At 52.7% G+C, this 18,903-nt stretch carries 21 protein-coding genes; 16 read left to right on the top strand and 5 right to left on the bottom strand.

What is annotated here, in order from left to right:
• The first annotated feature begins 63 nt into the window (after positions 1-63).
• Positions 64-693: a hypothetical protein gene (locus IEW65_RS06015; RefSeq protein ID WP_188638581.1), complete on the top strand. Its 630-nt coding sequence runs from the start codon at positions 64-66 to the stop codon at positions 691-693.
• Between the two features lie 35 nt (positions 694-728).
• A complete protein-coding gene (locus IEW65_RS06010) occupies positions 729-1,721 on the top strand; it encodes a hypothetical protein (RefSeq protein WP_188638580.1) in 993 nt (330 codons plus the stop codon).
• 64 nt (positions 1,722-1,785) lie between these two features.
• On the opposite strand, the gene IEW65_RS06005 is transcribed toward IEW65_RS06010, so the two are convergent.
• Positions 1,786-2,547 (bottom strand): SDR family oxidoreductase, encoded by a 762-nt coding sequence (locus tag IEW65_RS06005; protein WP_188638579.1) that lies wholly within the window; start codon positions 2,545-2,547, stop codon positions 1,786-1,788.
• 196 nt (positions 2,548-2,743) lie between these two features.
• Here IEW65_RS06005 and IEW65_RS06000 point away from each other — a divergent pair, with 196 nt between their 5' ends.
• From IEW65_RS06000 to IEW65_RS05985, 4 genes are all read left to right on the top strand, one after another.
• Positions 2,744-3,232, top strand: coding sequence for an FxsA family protein (locus IEW65_RS06000; RefSeq protein WP_188638578.1), 489 nt, complete (start codon positions 2,744-2,746; stop codon positions 3,230-3,232).
• A 231-nt stretch (positions 3,233-3,463) separates the two neighbouring features.
• Positions 3,464-3,757 carry a co-chaperone GroES gene (locus IEW65_RS05995; RefSeq protein WP_188638577.1) on the top strand — a complete coding sequence of 98 codons (294 nt, stop codon included), beginning with the start codon at positions 3,464-3,466 and terminating at the stop codon, positions 3,755-3,757.
• A gap of 56 nt (positions 3,758-3,813) precedes the next feature.
• Positions 3,814-5,457 carry a chaperonin GroEL gene (groL, locus tag IEW65_RS05990; RefSeq protein WP_188638576.1) on the top strand — a complete coding sequence of 548 codons (1,644 nt, stop codon included), beginning with the start codon at positions 3,814-3,816 and terminating at the stop codon, positions 5,455-5,457.
• Positions 5,458-5,601: 144 nt separating this feature from the next.
• Positions 5,602-6,336 carry an RNA methyltransferase gene (locus IEW65_RS05985; protein WP_188638575.1) on the top strand — a complete coding sequence of 245 codons (735 nt, stop codon included), beginning with the start codon at positions 5,602-5,604 and terminating at the stop codon, positions 6,334-6,336.
• Positions 6,337-6,429: 93 nt separating this feature from the next.
• On the opposite strand, the gene IEW65_RS05980 is transcribed toward IEW65_RS05985, so the two are convergent.
• Entirely contained in the window at positions 6,430-7,776 is a 1,347-nt protein-coding gene (locus IEW65_RS05980) for a Na+/H+ antiporter family protein (RefSeq protein ID WP_188638574.1), read from the bottom strand.
• A gap of 207 nt (positions 7,777-7,983) precedes the next feature.
• Between IEW65_RS05980 and IEW65_RS05975 the strand changes: the two genes are divergently transcribed.
• From IEW65_RS05975 to IEW65_RS05950, 7 genes are all read left to right on the top strand, one after another.
• Positions 7,984-9,378: a GntP family permease gene (locus IEW65_RS05975; RefSeq protein ID WP_188638573.1), complete on the top strand. Its 1,395-nt coding sequence runs from the start codon at positions 7,984-7,986 to the stop codon at positions 9,376-9,378.
• A 62-nt stretch (positions 9,379-9,440) separates the two neighbouring features.
• Positions 9,441-10,649 (top strand): MFS transporter, encoded by a 1,209-nt coding sequence (locus IEW65_RS05970; protein ID WP_188638572.1) that lies wholly within the window; start codon positions 9,441-9,443, stop codon positions 10,647-10,649.
• Positions 10,646-10,774, top strand: coding sequence for a hypothetical protein (locus IEW65_RS17155; protein WP_268234705.1), 129 nt, complete (start codon positions 10,646-10,648; stop codon positions 10,772-10,774). Before IEW65_RS05970 ends, IEW65_RS17155 begins: the two co-directional genes overlap by 4 nt.
• 114 nt (positions 10,775-10,888) lie before the next feature.
• Positions 10,889-11,656: a DUF1538 domain-containing protein gene (locus IEW65_RS05965; RefSeq protein WP_188638571.1), complete on the top strand. Its 768-nt coding sequence runs from the start codon at positions 10,889-10,891 to the stop codon at positions 11,654-11,656.
• Complete coding sequence (gene umpB / locus IEW65_RS05960; protein WP_188638570.1) at positions 11,653-12,468, top strand: Na,Li,K/H(+) antiporter subunit UmpB; 816 nt, start codon at positions 11,653-11,655, stop codon at positions 12,466-12,468. The genes IEW65_RS05965 and umpB overlap by 4 nt, the downstream gene beginning before the upstream one ends.
• Complete coding sequence (locus IEW65_RS05955; protein ID WP_188638569.1) at positions 12,458-12,811, top strand: P-II family nitrogen regulator; 354 nt, start codon at positions 12,458-12,460, stop codon at positions 12,809-12,811. Before umpB ends, IEW65_RS05955 begins: the two co-directional genes overlap by 11 nt.
• Positions 12,786-13,232: a CBS domain-containing protein gene (locus IEW65_RS05950; protein WP_229755486.1), complete on the top strand. Its 447-nt coding sequence runs from the start codon at positions 12,786-12,788 to the stop codon at positions 13,230-13,232. The genes IEW65_RS05955 and IEW65_RS05950 overlap by 26 nt, the downstream gene beginning before the upstream one ends.
• Here IEW65_RS05950 and IEW65_RS05945 read toward each other — a convergent pair.
• The 3 genes from IEW65_RS05945 to IEW65_RS05935 are packed head-to-tail and all read right to left on the bottom strand — an operon-like array spanning position 13,225 to position 15,921.
• Complete coding sequence (locus IEW65_RS05945) at positions 13,225-14,160, bottom strand: metal ABC transporter permease (RefSeq protein ID WP_188638568.1); 936 nt, start codon at positions 14,158-14,160, stop codon at positions 13,225-13,227. The genes IEW65_RS05950 and IEW65_RS05945 overlap by 8 nt on opposite strands.
• Before the next feature lie 12 nt (positions 14,161-14,172).
• The gene (locus tag IEW65_RS05940) at positions 14,173-14,994 is read right to left on the bottom strand and encodes a metal ABC transporter ATP-binding protein (protein WP_188638567.1); all 822 of its coding nucleotides are present in this window, start codon (positions 14,992-14,994) and stop codon (positions 14,173-14,175) included.
• A 6-nt stretch (positions 14,995-15,000) separates the two neighbouring features.
• Positions 15,001-15,921: a metal ABC transporter substrate-binding protein gene (locus IEW65_RS05935; protein ID WP_188638566.1), complete on the bottom strand. Its 921-nt coding sequence runs from the start codon at positions 15,919-15,921 to the stop codon at positions 15,001-15,003.
• Between the two features lie 153 nt (positions 15,922-16,074).
• Between IEW65_RS05935 and mntR the strand changes: the two genes are divergently transcribed.
• The 3 genes from mntR (at position 16,075) to IEW65_RS05920 (ending at position 18,887) form a co-directional block, all read left to right on the top strand.
• On the top strand, positions 16,075-16,554 hold the full coding sequence (gene mntR / locus IEW65_RS05930) for a manganese-binding transcriptional regulator MntR (protein WP_188638565.1): 480 nt from the start codon (positions 16,075-16,077) through the stop codon (positions 16,552-16,554).
• A gap of 139 nt (positions 16,555-16,693) precedes the next feature.
• Entirely contained in the window at positions 16,694-17,542 is an 849-nt protein-coding gene (locus tag IEW65_RS05925) for a MurR/RpiR family transcriptional regulator (RefSeq protein ID WP_188638564.1), read from the top strand.
• A 307-nt stretch (positions 17,543-17,849) separates the two neighbouring features.
• Complete coding sequence (locus IEW65_RS05920; protein ID WP_188638563.1) at positions 17,850-18,887, top strand: TRAP transporter substrate-binding protein; 1,038 nt, start codon at positions 17,850-17,852, stop codon at positions 18,885-18,887.
• Positions 18,888-18,903: the final 16 nt, after the last annotated feature.

The raw sequence follows: 18,903 nt of genomic DNA, 5'->3' as shown, positions 1-18,903 counted from the left end.
GCCATTTTTTACGCTACGTTAGCGGCCTACCCACGCCGTTTAATTTGAGAAGGATCTCAACTTATGCAATGGCTCAACGACAATGCTCAGGCAATTTCAGCAGTCACCAGCGTTTTTACGCTGTTTGTGTGGGTCTTTTATGCGCAACTGCTCTATAACGGCTATGTTCGTCAACGCCGCCCTCGCATCATTGTGAATCGCGGCAAAGGCATTGGTACGGACGCACTGTGCTTAATCAGCAATATGAGCAGTGAAGCGATCTATATCCAGCACTTGGTAGCCGTACTGCATACGGGTGATGGTATTTATGAACTGGATGTCGTGGAGTACCAGCAGCAGAGCGGTGACGACGATGAAGCCTGCTATCGCACTCATCAAGGGCCCTTAGCGTCCGGTGATTATCTCCACATCCAGTCTTTTGGCTCCATCGTCAAGCAGCTTACGCGCCACTGGCAACTCGATAATCAATTATTAAGCCAGCAAACGCTTAAGCTAGAAATACGCGTGATCGCTATTTATGGCTCAGAAGATATGCCCGTGGGAGCATCACGCTGTTTCTCGCTTGACCTAAAGGCTGAACCACTTCATCAGCTCATGCCGCTAAAAGTTGACACTGAGCGCATGAACAGTCGCCAAGATCGCAAACGGGTTCTGCAGTGGGCGAAAAATATCGAAATGCATAAAGCACAATAATGACGCGTGCATCATTAAAATTTGGGGACGGACCTATGAAACCAGTCATTGCGTTTATTTGCCTTGGCGCGCTTACCACACTCTCGTGCTACAGCCACGCTGCCGAGGAAGATAGCGACTTGCCCGACTGGGCCGAGGAGCGAGTTGAGCCGTTTCGCGCACGCATCGGCAACTGGGTCGACAATACATCGCGCAATATCGATTCTTTTTTTGGTGGTGACCAATCTGCTACCGTTAATAACGAGTCTTACCTGCGCTTGGGCCAGGAAATTGACTGGATGGAAGGCGACGGCACCAGCGGCGATATCAGCCTACGTTACCGCATCGACTTGCCCACCACAGAAGAGCGCCTGCGCCTCGTCATCGAAAGCGATCCCGAAGAGTCTCAAGGGACGCTGGCCGATCAAGGCTCTGGCCGTCTCTATAACGACCAGCGCGACCGCAGCACTTCCACGTTTGGCCTAGATTGGCTTGAAAGCCGTGATAAACGCGAAAACTGGAGCAATCGAATCGGGGCTGGTATTCGCCTACGTATGCCGCTCGACCCCTATGTCCGATTTACCAGTGAGCGGCTATGGGATTTAGGCGATGGGCCCTGGCAGCTTGAGTCCTTCAACCGAGTCTCCTGGTTCAACAATGAAGGTTACTCAGCCCGCACCACCTGGGACGTGGGTCGCCCACTGTCCGCCAACCGTCATCTACGCTTTATAACCAACGTGCAGTGGCGTGAAGAAGAAGATACGCTTGAGTACAGTGAAGTCGCTCAGCTCAATCAGCGCTTGAATAACCGCAGCGCCCTGCGCTACTCGGCCATTGCCATTGGGGAAAGCGCTTCTAACCCTCGTATGACCAATTACTACCTGCAGACACGTTACCGCCGAGATATTCATAAAGGCATTCTGTTTGGTGATGTTATCCCTGAGCTGCATTTCCAACGTGAAGATAGCTACGACCCACGCTGGGCAATGACGTTGCGTTTGGAGATGTACTTCCAGCGGGAAATTCAGCGGGACTACTTCCATTTTTGACGCGTTTGCGCTGCTGCTCGCCGATGAGCATTCACTAGTATAGCTCATGCTCATCGGCCGTTTTTTAAAGCCGCAGCCCACCATCACATTCGATAATCCGCGCGGTGAAGTAGTCATTCTCAAAAATAAAGGCCACGCTCTGGGCGATATGATCAGGCTCACCCAACTGCTTCAATGGCACGCTTGCGGCAATTTTTTCTAACATATCCGGGCGCATAGACGCGGTCATTTCCGTCTCGATAAACCCTGGTGCCACAGTGCCGGTACGCACGCCATAGCGCGCAAGCTCTTTCCCCCAGGTCACGGTTAACGCATGCACACCTGCCTTGGCAGCCGCGTAGTTACTCTGCCCCATATTGCCCGCACGAGAGATACTGGAAATATTGACGATGACTCCCTCGTGCCCAGCCTCCACCATCTGCGTTGCCGCCTCACGACCACATAGAAAAACGCCGGTTAAATTTACGTCCAGCACCCGCTGCCAAGACGAAAGCGTCATACGTTTTTCAACAACCCCCTCTTTGGCTTTAATCAGCAGCCCATCATCAGTGATGCCTGCATTATTCACACAGCCACTCACAGGCCCCATACGCTCAGCAATATCAGCAAAGGCACGCTGAACGGACTGCTCATCAGCCACGTTCACCACAAATGCCTGGGCAGCAATACCCTCTGCGCTCAGCGACGATACCGCGCTATCCAGCGCTTCCGCACTCATATCCAGAAGAGCGACCTGGGCGCCCTGCTTACCTAAACGTTGAGCAATAGCAAAGCCAAGACCTCGTGCGCCGCCAGTTATTGCCACCACTTTTTTATCTACCTGCATCTCTCTCTCCTTACGCAGACCTGTCGCCTATTACACTTGGCGGATGTCTGCAGGTTATGTCATGGTTGTGCATTGCAGCATAGAGGAGCTATCTCAGAATATCGAGCCGCTCGAAGCCGCTCTCACCACTACGTACTGCTTGTTTTTTATATTTCTGTCACCATATTCAGCGATTACGCCTGTTTTGGAGTTGGCCATGCCCATTCTTCTCTTTATATCGCTGTTTACTCTACTGGACTTTGTGCTGCTTTTTTCAATCGGCAGCCAAATAGGCCTGCTCACCACACTGATATTAGTGCTTGGTACCGGCTTTATTGGACTCCATCTCATTCGCAAAGAGGGGGTTTCTACGTTTGCTCGCGCCCGCCAACGCATGCAAATGGGTGAAATTCCCTCTCAAGAACTGCTTACCGGTGCAGCGCTCATTTTTGGCGGTGCCCTGCTACTCGCCCCAGGCTTTTTATCCGATGCGCTGGGTATTGCGTGCCTAATCCCTAATGCGCGCCAGCTGCTGATGAAAGCACTCACCTGGGTAGGATTAAAGACCGCAACAGTCAAGCAAAACACCTATCAACGAGGCTCCTCAAACTGGGAACAGAGCAGTCAGCAACATCACTCCCAATCCCAAGACGGCCCCATCGAAGGTGAGTTTATTAGTGGTGATGATGACCCTCGTCGGCGCTAGGGTCCAATACCTCTGAAAAACTACCTGAGCGTAATTTTTTTCATGTATACCCCTTGAAAGGCGGGGGCTAGCCCCCACTTTTGAGTCAGCAAACAAGTTCGGCGATGGCTTTAGCTTTCGCCATTAACATGAAGGTGACTTACCTTCACTTTTCGCGGGCAAGACGCCCACGAAAATCACATTTAGCTAACTGCCCTTATGGGCCTTGACGATACTCAGGAGAACGTGAGCATGAATATCCGTCCTTTGCACGATCGCGTCGTGATCCGTCGCGTGGAAGAAGAGCAGAAAACCGCTGGCGGCATCGTGCTACCGGGTAATGCGCAGGAAAAACCCACGCGCGGTGAAATCCTGGCGGTTGGTAACGGCCGCATTCTCGAGAACGGCGACGTACGCCCGCTAGACGTTAAAGTTGGCGATACGGTGATTTTCAAAGACGGCTACGGCGTTGAGAAACAAAAAATCAACGGCGAAGAAGTTCTGATCATGAGCGAAGCCGATATCCTGGCCGTTGTTGAAGGCTAAACCGCCTCGGCTAATTACTTTCACATTTTTATTTCAAACGTTAGGAAGTAACGAACATGGCAGCTAAGCAAGTTAAGTTTTCAGATGATGCTCGCAAACGTATGGCGCGTGGCGTCGACATTCTGGCAAACGCCGTAAAAGTCACGCTGGGCCCGAAAGGCCGCAACGTAGTGCTGGACAAATCCTTTGGCGCGCCGACCGTTACTAAAGACGGTGTTTCTGTCGCTAAAGAGATCGAACTGAAAGACAAGTTCGAAAACATGGGCGCTCAGATGGTCAAAGAAGTCGCTTCCAAGACGTCTGATGCTGCAGGTGACGGTACCACCACTGCTACCGTTCTGGCTCAAGCGATTGTCGCGGAAGGCCTGAAAGGCGTCACAGCTGGCATGAACCCGATGGATCTGAAGCGCGGTATCGACCAAGCGGTCGCGGCTGCGGTGAAAGAGATCCAGGCAATGTCTGTACCCTGCACCGATACCAAATCCATTGCTCAGGTAGGTACTATCTCTGCCAACGGCGACAAGCGCATTGGCGAGATCATCGCTGAAGCGATGGAAAAAGTAGGTAAAGAAGGCGTCATTACCGTTGATGAAGGTCGCGGCTTTGAAGATGAGCTGGAAGTCGTGGAAGGTATGCAGTTTGATCGCGGCTACCTGTCTCCCTACTTCGTGACCAACCAAGACACCATGACGGTTGAGCTGGAAGACCCCTACATCCTGCTCGTCGACAAGAAGATCTCTAACATCCGCGAACTGCTGCCGGTGCTGGAAGCCGTTGCCAAGCAAGGCAAGCCGCTGGCCATTATCGCTGAAGATATCGAAGGCGAAGCGCTGGCCACGCTGGTTGTGAACAACATGCGCGGCATCGTTAAAGTAGCCGCTGCAAAAGCACCTGGTTTCGGCGATCGTCGTAAAGCCATGCTGCAGGATATCGCTATCCTGACCAACGGCACGGTGATTTCTGAAGAAGTCGGCCTGACGCTTGAGCAAGCGAACCTGGATCACCTGGGTACCGCCAAGCGCATGACCATGTCGAAAGAAAACACCACCATCATCGACGGTGCTGGTGCAGAAGGCGATATCGAAGCACGCGTTAACCAAATCCGTGCGCAAATCGAAGACACCTCTTCTGACTACGACAAAGAGAAGCTGCAAGAGCGCGTTGCCAAACTGGCAGGCGGCGTTGCCGTTATCCGCGTCGGTGCAGCTACTGAAGTCGAAATGAAAGAGAAGAAAGCCCGTGTTGAAGATGCGCTGCACTCAACTCGCGCTGCCGTAGAAGAAGGCGTGGTACCTGGCGGCGGTACTGCCCTGGTACGCGTCATGGCCAAAGTACAAGGCCTGACGGGTGATAACGAAGACCAGAACCACGGTATCAACATGGCACTGCGTGCCATGCAGTCTCCGCTGCGTCAGATCGTTACCAACGCGGGTGAAGAAGCCGCTGTTGTTATCAATCGCGTAAAAGATGGCGAAGGTAACTTCGGTTACAACGCGCAAACAGGTGAGTACGGCGACCTGTTTGAAATGGGCGTTTTGGACCCTGCGAAAGTAACCCGTACTGCCCTGCAGTCCGCTGGTTCTGTTGCTGGTCTGATGATCACCACTGAGTGCATGATCGCTGACGACCCGGAAGAGAAAGAATCTGCCCCTGATATGGGTGGCATGGGCGGAATGGGTGGCATGGGCGGCATGATGTAATGCACCCATGAGCCTATCGCTCTGACGTTGTAACGTCATTAAGAACCCCGCTTCGGCGGGGTTCTTGCGTTATTGCCCCTTATAACAGTAGAAAGCGTGCTACCATCCCCGCCTTTATTTGGCAGCTTTTAGGTGCTACTTCCCGTGCTTTCCAATATTCGTATCGTACTGGTGCAAACCTTCCACCCTGGCAATATCGGCGCCGCTGCGCGTGCCATGAAGACCATGGGATTAACGGATCTTGTACTAGTGAACCCTCGCTCGTTTCCCGATGAAGACGCTACTCGCTTAGCCGCTGGCGCCACAGATGTACTGGAAAACGCTCGCTGTGTAAGCACGCTGGAAGAAGCGGTGAGCGACTGCGTTCAAGTCGTCGGGGCAAGCGCCCGGTTACGTAGCATGCCGCTACCTCATTATGACGAGCCTGACGAGATGGCCCAACAGGTCATCGAAAACGCCACACACGCTCCAGTGGCAATGGTATTTGGTCGAGAGCGGTCTGGGCTTACGAATGATGAAATTCGTTGCTGTAGCCATCAGGTGAGCATTCCCGCTAACCCCGAGTACGGCATTCTGAACTTGTCACAAGCGGTGCAAATTCTTGCCTATGAAGTTCATCGCGCCTGGCGTAAACACGATGCCAATCATTTCGAGTATCAGCGTCCGCTGGAAGCAACGCCACCCAGCCGGGAACAGTTCGGCCATTTCCAAGAGCATCTGGGAAGGCTCATGCAGCAAAGCGGCTTTCTGACCCAGCCGCATGCGCGCACAGAAGAGCAGCTGCAAGCGCTGTTCGCCCGAGCACAGCCCAGCCGAAAAGAACTGTCGCTGTTACGCGGCCTGCTAAGTGCGTTTGAAACTCACTTGCCTAAGCAGTAGTAATATTACCCTCTAAATTGCATTAAAAAAGGGCAGCTCATCGCTGCCCTTTTCATTACTCACCGCTACTAACACGGCGGATATCGCTGACGCTTAAAGCGACATGGCTGCCAGCCAGCCAAACGCAATCAGCGGAATGTTGTAGTGCAGGAAGGTCGGTACCACGCTGTCCCACATGTGATCATGCTGACCATCCACGTTCAAACCTGAGGTTGGCCCTAAAGTGGAGTCCGAGGCAGGAGACCCCGCATCACCTAACGCCGCAGCGGTACCCACCAGCACGACGGTGGCCATGGGCGAGAAACCAAACTGCACCGCCAACGGTACAAAAATAGCGGCGATAATGGGAATGGTGGAGAACGAGGAGCCAATACCTAACGTAATAAACAGGCCCACTAACAGCATAACCAGAGCGGCCAAGCCACGGTTATCGCCAAACAGGTCAAAGGCACCCTCCACCAACGATTCAATATCACCCGTGGCTTTCATGACCTCCGCAAACCCTGCTGCAGAGATCATGATAAAACCAATCAACGCCATCATGCGCATGCCGCTAGTGAACAGATCATCCGCCTCGCGCCACTTAAAAATCCCACCTAGCGAAAGCAAACCAATACCGACTAAGCCACCCACGATCATAGAGCCCGTATACAGCTGCAAGCCCAGCGCGGCGACAATGGCAACGCCTGACATAATCAGCCCCAACATATGCGGCTGCGCGGGCGTATGCGCAGGCTGCCCGTTCGGTGCGGCGACCGCTTTACTGGCATACGTCCGTTGGCCACGATAGCTAAACAGCAGTGCCACCAGAAGCCCAATAGCCATACCCGCCACTGGAATAGCCATGGCCATCGGCACCATGCCACGGGTAATTTCTAGCCCTAGTGACGCCCCAGCGCTATTCAAGTTTGCCAATAAAATATCGTTCAAAAAGATAGCCCCAAACCCTACCGGTAGCAGCATATAGGGAGCGGTTAACCCAAACGTCAGTGCACAGGCGACCGCACGGCGATCTAGCTGTAAACGATTCATCACTGCTAACAGTGGCGGAATAAGAACCGGAATAAAGGCGATATGTACTGGAATCGCGTTCTGCGAGGAAATAGCCACCAGCAATACAGCCACCAGTAGCAACATTTTCACGCGGGCTTGGTGGGCAGCGGTTGCCTCTTTACCCAGCAAGGTGATCAATCGGTTCGCCAGCATGTCGGGCAAACCAGAACGGGAAATAGCAACGGCAAATGCCCCTAACGTTGCATACGCCAGCGCCACCTGCGCACCGCCACCGACACCGTCGTTAAACGCACTGAGCGTATCGTCTAAAGAGAGGCCACCAACCAGCCCCCCAACTAACGCCCCAACCACCAGAGCGAAAACAACAGACACGCGAAGAAGCGACAGTGCCACCATGACGAGCACTGCAAGAATTACTGCATTCATGGAAATACCCAGAGCTATTGGAAGGTCATTAACGCCGAAGGTGGCGGATTCTAACAGATAGAACGCACTTAATCAGGCTAAAGTGGGGTGGCGACCCTGTTACGACTTTAGTCCCAATGCCCTTGCTGCTTTGCAACATACTGCCTAGTATCCCGGCCTTTGCTTAAGCTTACCGCTTGCTAAATTAACAAACGCTTAGGAGCCTGTATGGGCATGCTCGCCATTCTTATATCTCTATTACTGCTGATGTTTCTTGCCTATCGGGGCATTTCGGTACTGCTACTCGCTCCCTTGATGGCGGCTTTGGCAGTATTACTATCGGGAGACGGCGCTTTCTTACTACCGATATATACCGACACCTTCATGCGTGCATTGGGGAATTACGTCATTCAGTTCTTCCCGCTTTTTTTGCTGGGCGCTCTGTTTGGGCAACTAATGGCAGACTCTGGCGCGGCTCAATCTATTTCAAACGGTATTGTAAAACGCCTGGGGACTCATCACGTTGTCCTCACGGTGGTGATGGCGTGTGCAGTCCTCACTTACGGAGGAGTCTCACTGTTTGTGGTGGCCTTTGCGATCTACCCTATTAGCCGCGAGCTGTTTCGCCAGGCAAACGTTCCTAAGCGCTTAATCCCCGCCTCCATTGCGCTGGGCTCGTTTACTTTCACCATGACGGCGCTGCCCGGCACCCCCGCTATTCAGAATGCAATTCCAATCCCTTACTTTGGCACCAACAGCTTTGCTGCACCGGGTCTGGGTATTATTGCTGGCTTGATTATGTTGGGTTTAGGCACCTTCTATCTTCAGTCACGGGTCAAAAAAGCGGCCGCTAACGGGGAAGGTTATGGTGCCCATACTGAACGCGAAGCTGACGCCAACAGTGATACCGCTACAGCACCCAGCATGCCGCTTGCGATTGCGCTTATTCCGCTGGTGATGGTGATTGGCTTAAACGCCCTGTTTACCTATGGTGTTTTTCCAGCAATGGACCTGAGTTTTATCAGCGAGGCTTTTGAAAACGTCACGCCTAGCCGTCAAACAGGGCTTTGGGCGATTCTTATTTCACTGCTCAGCGCCTCTGCATGGTTAATTATTACTCGCTGGCGTCATTGGCAAGATTTAAAAGCCACTATCAACCAAGGGTGCTTTGGCTCGCTATTGCCGATTTTCAATACCGCCTCTGAGGTCGGGTACGGCGCGGTGATTGCAAGCCTTGCGGGGTTTGCCATCATTCGCGATGCGGTACTCAACGTGTCGCCGAGCAACCCACTGATCTCAGAAGCGTTGGCAATGAGTGTATTAGCAGGCATCACCGGCTCCTCTTCTGGCGGTCTTTCGATTGCACTCCAGACCCTGGGCAGTGAGTACCTTGTGATGGCACAGCAGGCGGGTATTAGCCCGGAACTCATGCACCGTGTAGCAACGCTGGCTGCCGGGGGTATGGACACGCTGCCCCACTCAGGCGCGGTGATTACTCTGCTAGCCATTTGTGGTCTTACCCACCGTCAGTCCTATGGCAACGTGGCGATGGTCACTATCGTGCTGCCGATCGCCGCATTGATTAGCGTGATTACACTCGGCACGCTGTTTGGAAGCTTCTAAAGCCACCAAAGCCATGCGATAGTTGGTTAACGCGTTAATCAACTAACCATAAGAGACGTGACATGGCACTCCAAAGACACAACACGCTGCTACTTATCGTGCTCGCCAGCCTGGTCATTTCAACCGCCATGGGTCTACGCCATGGCTTTGGCCTGTTTCTGGAGCCCATTAGCAGTGACTTTGGCTGGGGCCGCGGCGTCTTTGCCTTCGCGCTAGCCGTTCAAAACCTAATCTGGGGCTTATCCCAACCCTTTACCGGGGCACTAGCAGACCGTTTCGGGGCAGCCAAAATCATCGTGGTCGGCGGTGCGCTTTACGTGCTTGGGCTTTGCTTGATGAGCCTTTCTACCAGCTCACTTGGCATGACCCTAAGCGCTGGCCTGCTGATTGGCTTTGGACTGTCAGGCACTACTTTCTCAGTCATTTTAGGAGCCGTTGGCCGTGCGGTCGCACCTGAAAAACGCAGCATGGCCATGGGTATCGTCAGTGCAGCGGGCTCTTTTGGTCAATTTGCTATGCTGCCCGGCACGCTAGGATTGATTGAGTGGTTGGGCTGGTCGTCTGCACTGCTGGCCATGGGCATGATCGCGGCATTGATGATCCCATTGGGAGCCATGGTAAAGGATCGCCCAAGGCCCAATGCATTAGGCGATTTAAGCCTACGCGATGCACTCAATGAAGCCGCCGGGCAAAAAGGGTTTTGGCTGCTATGCCTGGGCTTTTTTGTGTGTGGCTTTCAGGTCGTATTTATCGCCGTTCACTTACCGGGCTACCTGTTCGATAACGGCTTAGCCGTGCAGGTAGGCACCACGGTTCTAGCGCTGGTCGGACTCTTCAATATCGTGGGTACTTATACCGCTGGCTGGATGGGTGGCATTTGGTCAAAGCCTCGTTTGCTGAGCTGGCTGTACTTAATCCGCGGCGTTGTGATTACCGCCTTTATTGTGCTGCCATTGACCACTACCAGCGCCTATTTATTTGGTATTGCCATGGGGTTACTGTGGCTCTCAACCGTTCCGTTGACCAATGGAATTGTGGCATCAGTCTTTGGTGTTCGCCATTTATCCATGCTGGGAGGAATTGTGTTCCTTTTCCATCAATTAGGTTCTTTCATGGGCGTCTGGCTAGGGGGGTATTTATACGACCTTACCGGCCACTACAACACTGTTTGGCAAATTGCGATTATTCTCTCCGTCATCGCCGCGGCGCTTCACTGGTTTATTAGCGAGAAGCCGTTGGCACGCCCCCATACGCCGCAGGTCGCCTCATGAGCTCAACAACCGCACTCTGGACAGCGCTTGGGCTGCTACTGTTCAGCAGCCTGTCGTTACTCGCTTGGTGGGGATGGCAAACCCTAGATCCATCGCTACTGCTGTTTGGCAGCCGACTCTGTTGAACACGCGATTGAATAAAGAACACACATCACTTGCGCTAGATCAAATGAGGGCTTGGCGTTAGTCAGTAAACTGACTAACGTTAACCGTATCAGTCACTTAAAAAAAGGGCGTCAATGAACGTTATTCACTCACTCGCCCTACAGCTTAAAAACAGCTTACGGGACTTGCTACCCGTTGTACTGGTCATAGGCTTTTTTCAGATTATCGTCATACGCCAGCCACTCCCTGATACGCTGGCACTCCTCGACTTGGCCTTAGGCCTGTTATTTGTGGTGATAGGCTTAACGCTTTTTATTAAGGGGCTTGAGCTTGGGCTTTTTCCATTAGGAGAAAGCCTAGCACGCGCCTTTGTCCAAAAAGGCTCTGTTACCTGGCTGTTACTGTTTGCGTTCGCGCTAGGGTTTGGCTCTACGGTCGCTGAGCCGGCCCTCATTGCCGTTGCGGCTCGTGCAGGGGTGGTCGTATCTGAAAGCGGCCTGATTGAAAATAGCAGCCTCGCTCAAACATCTTTTGCGTTTACGCTCCGCATGATAGTGGCGCTTTCGGTAGGCACCGCGGTAGTCGTTGGCGTACTGCGTATCTTTAAAGGCTGGCCGCTGCATTTAATGATTATTGGTGGCTATGTGATTGTCTTGCTATTAACGCTGCTAGCGCCAGCCGAGCTGGTGGGCATTGCCTACGATTCAGGCGGAGTGACGACATCCACCATTACCGTCCCTCTTGTCACAGCGCTGGGCGTTGGCTTGGCCTCCGCCATTAAAGGCCGCAATCCGATGCTGGATGGCTTTGGTTTGATTGCCTTTGCATCGGTGATGCCCATTATTTTTGTGCTGCTGTTCGGTATTTTTGGCCTTGGCCTAGTCGCAGAGGGAACATCATGAATATGCTGACGACTTTCTGGGACACACTGCGCGACATCTTTCCGATTGTGGCGATTATTTTTGGCTTTCAATATCTCGTTATTCGAAAGCCCATCAAGCATTTTCTGAAGGTCGCTATTGGCTTTTTAATGGTATGGGTGGGGCTCTCATTCTTTTTGCTAGGACTGGAGCAAGCCCTATTTCCCATGGGCGAATTGATGGCAAGCCAATTAACGAGCCCCGATTTCCTACCGGCCATTACCGAGGGCGCTCATCGTCACTGGAGTGACTACTACTGGGTCTATATTTTTGCATTTACGATTGGCGCGAGCACAACTATTGCCGAACCATCACTGATCGCAGTGTCGATTAAAGCAGGGGAAATATCAGGCGGCACCATCAACCCCTTTACCCTACGCCTTGCCGTTGCCCTCGGCATGGCCTTTGGGATCACCTTAGGTGCATGGCGTATTGTGATGGGTCTACCGTTGCAGTGGTTTGTGCTGGGTGCCTACTGTTTAGTCATCGTCCAGACCCTACGTTCACCAAAGTCGATTATTCCTCTTGCGTTCGACTCTGGCGGCGTCACCACGTCGACGATTACCGTTCCTATTATTGCCGCGTTAGGTCTTGGATTAGCATCTTCGATACCCGGGCGTAGCGCGCTTATGGATGGTTTTGGAATGATTGCGCTCGCCTGCTTATTTCCAATTATCACGGTGATGGGGTACGCCCAGATTGCCCAATGGCGAAGCAACAGAAAACCCCAAAAAGAGCCGTTTTTAGGCACGTCAGCGACGAAATCTCATCAAGGAGATACAAATGCGCTTTAAACTTATTGTCGCGTTGGTGGAAGATGAGCTAAGCGACCAGATACTTCAGGCGGCTAGGGATGCTGGCGCGACAGGTGCCACCGTCATCAATAATGCACGTGGCGAAGGCTTAAAAAAGGCAAAGGGCATTTTCGGCATGGACATAACGGCGCAGCGAGATGTGCTGCTCTTTTTAGTAGAAGAGCACATCAGCCGTTCGATTCTTGAAGCGATTGCAAAAGTAGGAGCATTCGACGAGACCTCGGGAACAGGCATCGCTTTCCAAATTGATGTTGAAGACGCCGTAGGCGTGGCACATCAAATGAAATCTCTCGAAGATGCGTTTGACCAACCGCTCGACTAAAGAGGTCTTAAAAATGGCAAGCAAATCGCTCACGGAAAGAACGGCTAACGATGTCATGCACTCACGCTATGCAACGGCCGATGGTTTCATGACCGTTGCCGATGGCATTCAGTTGATGGGGCAACACAACGCCAGCGCCATCATTGTTAACAGGCGCAATGAACATGACGAGCTGGGCCTGGTTTTAGCATCTGATATTGCAAAAAAAGTGCTCGCTGCCAATCGTGCTGCCGACCGAGTAAGCCTCTACGAAATCATGAGCAAACCTGTTATTAGCGTTCGTCCAGAGATGAATATCCGCTATTGCGCTCGCCTGTTTGCTCAGTTCGGTCTCTCTCTAGCACCTGTCGTGGATATACAGCATAACGTCATTGGCATTATCGATTACCCACAGCTCGTAGCAGGCTGGGGTGCTAATTAGCATTACCTAACTTACGATGCCGCCAAAAACGCATCAATACTCCGTGTTTTGGTGAAAACAACAGCGCCATAAAGAAACAGCTGGTGGCAACAAGAACAATGGTGCCACCTGAGGCAACGTCAAAGGCAAACGATAGCCATAAGCCGATAACCGCCGACCCTATGCCCACTCCAATAGAGATCAGCAGCATGGTTTTAAAACGGTCGGTAAGGAGATGTGCAGTTGCCCCAGGGGTGATTAGCATGGCCACCACGAGAATAATGCCAACGGTTTCCAAACTGGCCACAATGGTCAGCGTAAGTAGCAGGATTAAACCGTAGTGAATCACGCCTGTATTAAACCCTAGGGCCTGAGCTTGTGTGGGGTCAAAGGCGTATAGCATTAATGGTCGGAAGGCCAGCCATACAACTAATATCGCTACTAAGCTCGCCACCAAGGTCAGCAGCAGGGCAGACTGCTGCACTCCCAGCACGTTACCAAACAAAATATGCATTAAGTGAGTGCTGGAGGCAATTTTGCTAATGAGCACGATGCCAAGCGCAAACGCACCGGTAAACATAATGCCCATCGCAGCATCCGACTTAATCCGGGTGTGGCGTTCAATGGCTCCAATGCCCAAGGAGGTTAAAGCTCCCGTCACAAAAGCGCCTATAAAAAAAGGTAGCCCCAGCAAGTAGGCAATGGCCACGCCCGGTAGCACAGCATGAGAAATGGCATCGCCCAATAGTGACCAACGCTTTAATACAACGTAGCAAGAGAGCATGCCACAGATAGCACCGACCATCATCGATGTGAGAAGTGCACGCTGCATAAACGCGTATTGAAAGGCGTCTGAGATGCTATTGGGTAACAGGTTAACCAGCACCATGAGAGCAGCTATTAAGCCGGCTACCAGCGCGCTACTCCAAGCGTCTAACGTTTGTAACATGCAAGTTGCCTATTATTTGCTTGCCAACGCAGGATTGCCCGCAAGCGTTACGTCATGAGCAGATTGCTCAATAGCGCTTACCGCCAGCTCAGCAAGTTTACTATCGCTAAGCATTTCATCTGGAGTGCCCTCACCGCGTATAAACCGGTTAATCAGCACCACATGATCCACATAACGCCGCGCTCCAGGCATATCGTGGGTCACCATTACAATGGTTCTGCCTGCTTCGCGCTCACGCTTAAGCACCTCAAGGATCAGCTGCTCGCTGGGCGGGTCAACACCCGCTAGCGGTTCATCTAGCAATAGAATACTGGCTTCTTGCGCCAGCGCTCTGGCCAACAGCACTCGCTTTTTTTGGCCACCGGAGAGAGCACCAATAGGCCGATCAGCAAATGCCAGCATATTGACGTCATCCAGCGCCTTCTCCACTGCCTGACGATGCCGCGGCTCGTGCCAGCGCACAGGCAGTAATCGACGCCACCAGGCATCTTGGCGCATATGGCCATAGCGGGCACTCATGACGGTTTCCCATACGGAAATGGGAAAGTCCCACTCAATGGCTTCGCGCTGTGCCATGTACGCAATGCGCCCTGCTTTGCGGTGATGCTCAATGGCTTGTCCAAACGCGTTCACATGGCCACGCAGTGGTCTCATGCTACCCGTTAAGACATGAAACAGCGTGGATTTACCAGCGCCATTAGGCCCCACGATAGCCGTCCACCGACCGGCAGGCAGCGAGAGGTGAATATCCTCCAGCACGGGCTGTCGCTGATACGCGGCATAGACCCCCTTCACTTCTATAGCAGCCGCCGATTGAGTTAGTGGCAAAGACATAAATAGTTACTCAGTCGCCAGATAACGACGCAACAACGCTACGTTGTGGCGCTGCATGGCAAAATAGTCGGCAGCCTCACCGTCAGGCTCACTTAAAGAGTCGACATACAACGGCCCCGCAACTGGCAGCCCTGTATCACGAGCAATACTGGTTACATGACGATCCGAGATCGTACTTTCCCAAAATAGGGCAGCAGGCTGACGCTCATTAATACGGTCAATCACGCGCATAAGCTGCCGGGGCGAACCCTCTGTTTCTGCGTTTGTGCCCCAAATACCATCATGCTCAAAACGATAGGTATCGGCAAAATAGAGAAATGCAGCCTCACTGGACAGCAGCACTCGACGCTCTTGCGGGATCACTTCCAGCGCTTCTTGCAGCTCAACATACAGGTCATGCAACTGTGCCTCTAGCTCCGATGCCCGATGCTGAATGGTATCTGCCTGATGCGGCAGACGATCTTCTAATGTATTGGCAATCGCTTGAACATAAGCACTAGCGGCACGAGGATCCATCCACAAATGGGGGTCAACATCGCCTTCCATTTCCCCCGTCACAATCGATTGCGTTGGGTAACCTGAAGCCTCGGCCACTGCGACCATCGGCACATTGTCACTCACGGTAGCCTCTACTTGGCGCATCCACTGCTCAAGCTGATAGCCGTTATAAAAAACAATATCCGCGTCTTCAAGGGCCGCAAAATTATCCGGTGTCAGCTCCCACTCATGCACTTCTGCGTTAACCGGGGTTAGCACAGTCACTTTGGCATCGTCCCCGGCCACTTTCTTCACTAAGTCCCCGAGGACAGAAAACGTCACTGCAATATTGATAGGTGGGTTTTGCAACTCATCTGCCTGCGCACTGGTCACAACGCCGCACCACACTAACGATGCGCCCACTGCCGCTAGCAAGTACTGTTTGGCCACTGGATTTCTCCTCTATGCTAGGCTCGTGTTAGTAACAACTTTAGCTCAACAAAAAAGCATTGTGCAAACAGTTTAGCCTTGGCTAACAATTATCGTGAAAAATGCGCTACCATCGCCAATTAACGTTTCCACTAACTTTGATAACCTTTGCCAATGAGTGATCACGAACAGCGGCACACCCCTACTCCACCTGGGCACAGCGGTGACGCACTGCCGCCAGTGGAACAGCACGCCCAGCAGTACGAAGCCGTGCGCAACGCCCATGAAACAGAGCTAATTGAGGATTATGTCGAACTCATTGGCGACCTCATTCGCCATCGTGGCGAAGCCCGCGCGGCTGATATTGCCAACCGCATGGCCGTCAGCCAAGCCACCGTGTCGAAAATGATTCGCCGCCTCAATGAGCTAGGTTTAGTGACAAGCAAGCCCTATCGCTCGCTCTTTTTGACAGAAGAGGGTCAAAAGATGGCGCAAACATCGCGTGCACGACACGATGTTGTGCTGCACTTTCTTCGCGCGTTAGGCGTGGATGACAGCACGGCCCGCATCGATGCGGAAGGTATGGAGCATCACGTCAGCGATGAAACGCTCACCATTATGCAGCGTTTCACGGAGCAACAGCGAACCCCCTAACGAAACGCTTATTGTTGCGTAAACGTTAAGCAGCTCACTTGGGGGAATCGCTCCATTCCAAATCATTTCCAGGTGGGTGGTTTGGATAATGTCAGTCACAGACTTCATTATTTATGAAACTGTGGTTTCAGGACACGCCATGACACCGAATACAAAAGAACGCTCATTTTTAAATCGTGTGCGCAGCGCCCTGCCCACACTGCACCCTGCAGAGCGGCGCTTGGGTGAGTTTGTCTGCGACTTTCCTGGTGAGCTGGCCAGTTACGATGCGCAAGAGCTCGCTTCTTTTGCCAAGGTGTCCAAAGCAACCGTGTCACGCTTTGTGAGGCGATTAGGCTATGAAAGCTATGAGGCCGCCCGCAAACACGCACGGGAAGAACAAACCACAGGCTCAAGGCTGTTTCTGCCATCGACTGAGCTGCACGAAGAAGAGCACTCACTTAGCAGCAATCTAGAGCAGGGAAAAGCCAACCTAGATCGAACGTTTACCACCATTACCCAAGCCGAAATCGATGATGTTGCTCAGACAATTCTGCGCGCTCGCAAAACATGGGTGATCGGCTTTCGCGCCAGCCACCCTTTTGCCGACTACTTGCGCTGGCAGCTAACCCAAGTGGTAGAGCACGTTACTAGCCTACCAGGTGGCGGCGAAACGCTGGGAGAGCAACTCGTCAACTTCACGCAAGACGACTGCGTCATTATCTTTGGGCTGCGCCGCCGCGTAGCGTTAACGGAACAGCTGCTGTTACATGCCAAAGAGTGTGGTGCCAAGCTACTGTACATTACCGATGAAGGTTTAACGACTGAACCCAGTGCCACGTGGCATTTCCGGTGTCATACCCTTGCCAGCGGGCCATTATTTAACCATACCGCCGTGATGGCGCTGTGCCACTTGGTGGTAATGCGCACCATTGAATTAGCAGGTGATGCCTCCCGAACACGCTTGCGCCGTATTGAAGCCCTCAATGACCGCCTTGAAGAGCTGTAATCGTCAGCCCTTGCCTCTTTCCAGCCTGCCCTACTCTCCTCCTCTACACGCTGAGCACCTAAATGGCGCAAAACACGCGCATGACGCACAGTTAATGTGCAATTCCGGCACCGGCTGAATCCGCTTTTTGCGTCGCTAAATAAAGTAATCGCTTGATTACAATATGAAACTACAGTTTCTTATTGATTGTGGCATGAAATATGGATCTACATACCAAGCAGGCTACTTGCACCCGCCGTGCCATTACCTCCTCGACACTCCACTGCGTCGCCCAGCGTTCGTGGTAAGACATCCATAGGAAACCATCATGTTAAAGCGCACCGCACTCATCACCGCCATCTCAACCGCTCTTATCGAATCCAGCGCCCAAGCAGCACCGCTATCGCTCAAGGTGCTTGGCCAACCGGCAGGCTCTGGACTGATTGCACAAAATAAAGAGCAGCCTTTCTTTGAAGCACTGTCTGAAAATAGCGGCCTAGATGTGGCCGTTCAGTATATTCCTGTTGATGTGGCGGGCATCCCTGACACGGATGGTCTGCGCGTGCTGAATTCAGGACTCTTTGACATTGTGTCGCTGCGCGGCCCGCAGGTAAGTCGAGACGAACCCTCCATCCTCGGCCTAGACCTGATTGGCCTGAACACCAGCTTTGAGGCCGGGCGCAATAACGTGATGGCTTTTTATGATTATGTCGACTCACGCCTTCAAGAACGCTTTAACGCCAAACTGTTGGGCGTATGGCCCGCAGGCCCACAGGTGATTTTCTGCAGCGATCAGATTACTGGCCTAGATGACCTTCAAGGGTTGCGCGTTCGGGTCGGCGACCAAAGTGCCGCCAACTTCGTTGGCGAGCTAGGTGCCACCGGCATTTCCATGCCTTTTGGTGATGTTCAGCAAGCGCTTTCCCGCGGCGTTGTGGACTGCGCCATTACAGGCCCCGCTTCAGCAAACTCTGGCGGCTGGCCCGAAGCCACCAGCACCGTCTTACCCATTGCACTGCAGTTAGCGATCAATGGCTACGCCATCAACATGAACACGTGGAATCGTTTAACCACCGAACAGCAAACCCAGCTTGAAGACGCCATCACCACACTCAGTAACGATATTTGGGAATACTCCGAAGCGCTCTATGAAGATGCCATGCGCTGCAATGCCGGCGAAACGCCCTGCGAGTTTGGAACCTCCTACTCGCTGACGGAAGTGGCTGTTTCAGAGACTGATTTAGCCACGGTCACCGCGGCCGTTGAGGAAGTATCGCTGCCTCTTTGGGCAACCCAGTGCAACGCAGTGGCCGCCGACTGCGAAGCCGCTTGGCGTGACACCGTTGGCGCACAGCTAGGCCTTTAAGGCGCGAGGAAAGGAA

It is taken from the genome of Vreelandella lutescens, from assembly GCF_014640815.1.
Lineage (GTDB): Bacteria > Pseudomonadota > Gammaproteobacteria > Pseudomonadales > Halomonadaceae > Vreelandella > Vreelandella lutescens.
The sequence above is the reverse complement of the archived record's forward strand: the minus strand, read 5'-3'. Positions and strand labels throughout refer to the sequence as shown.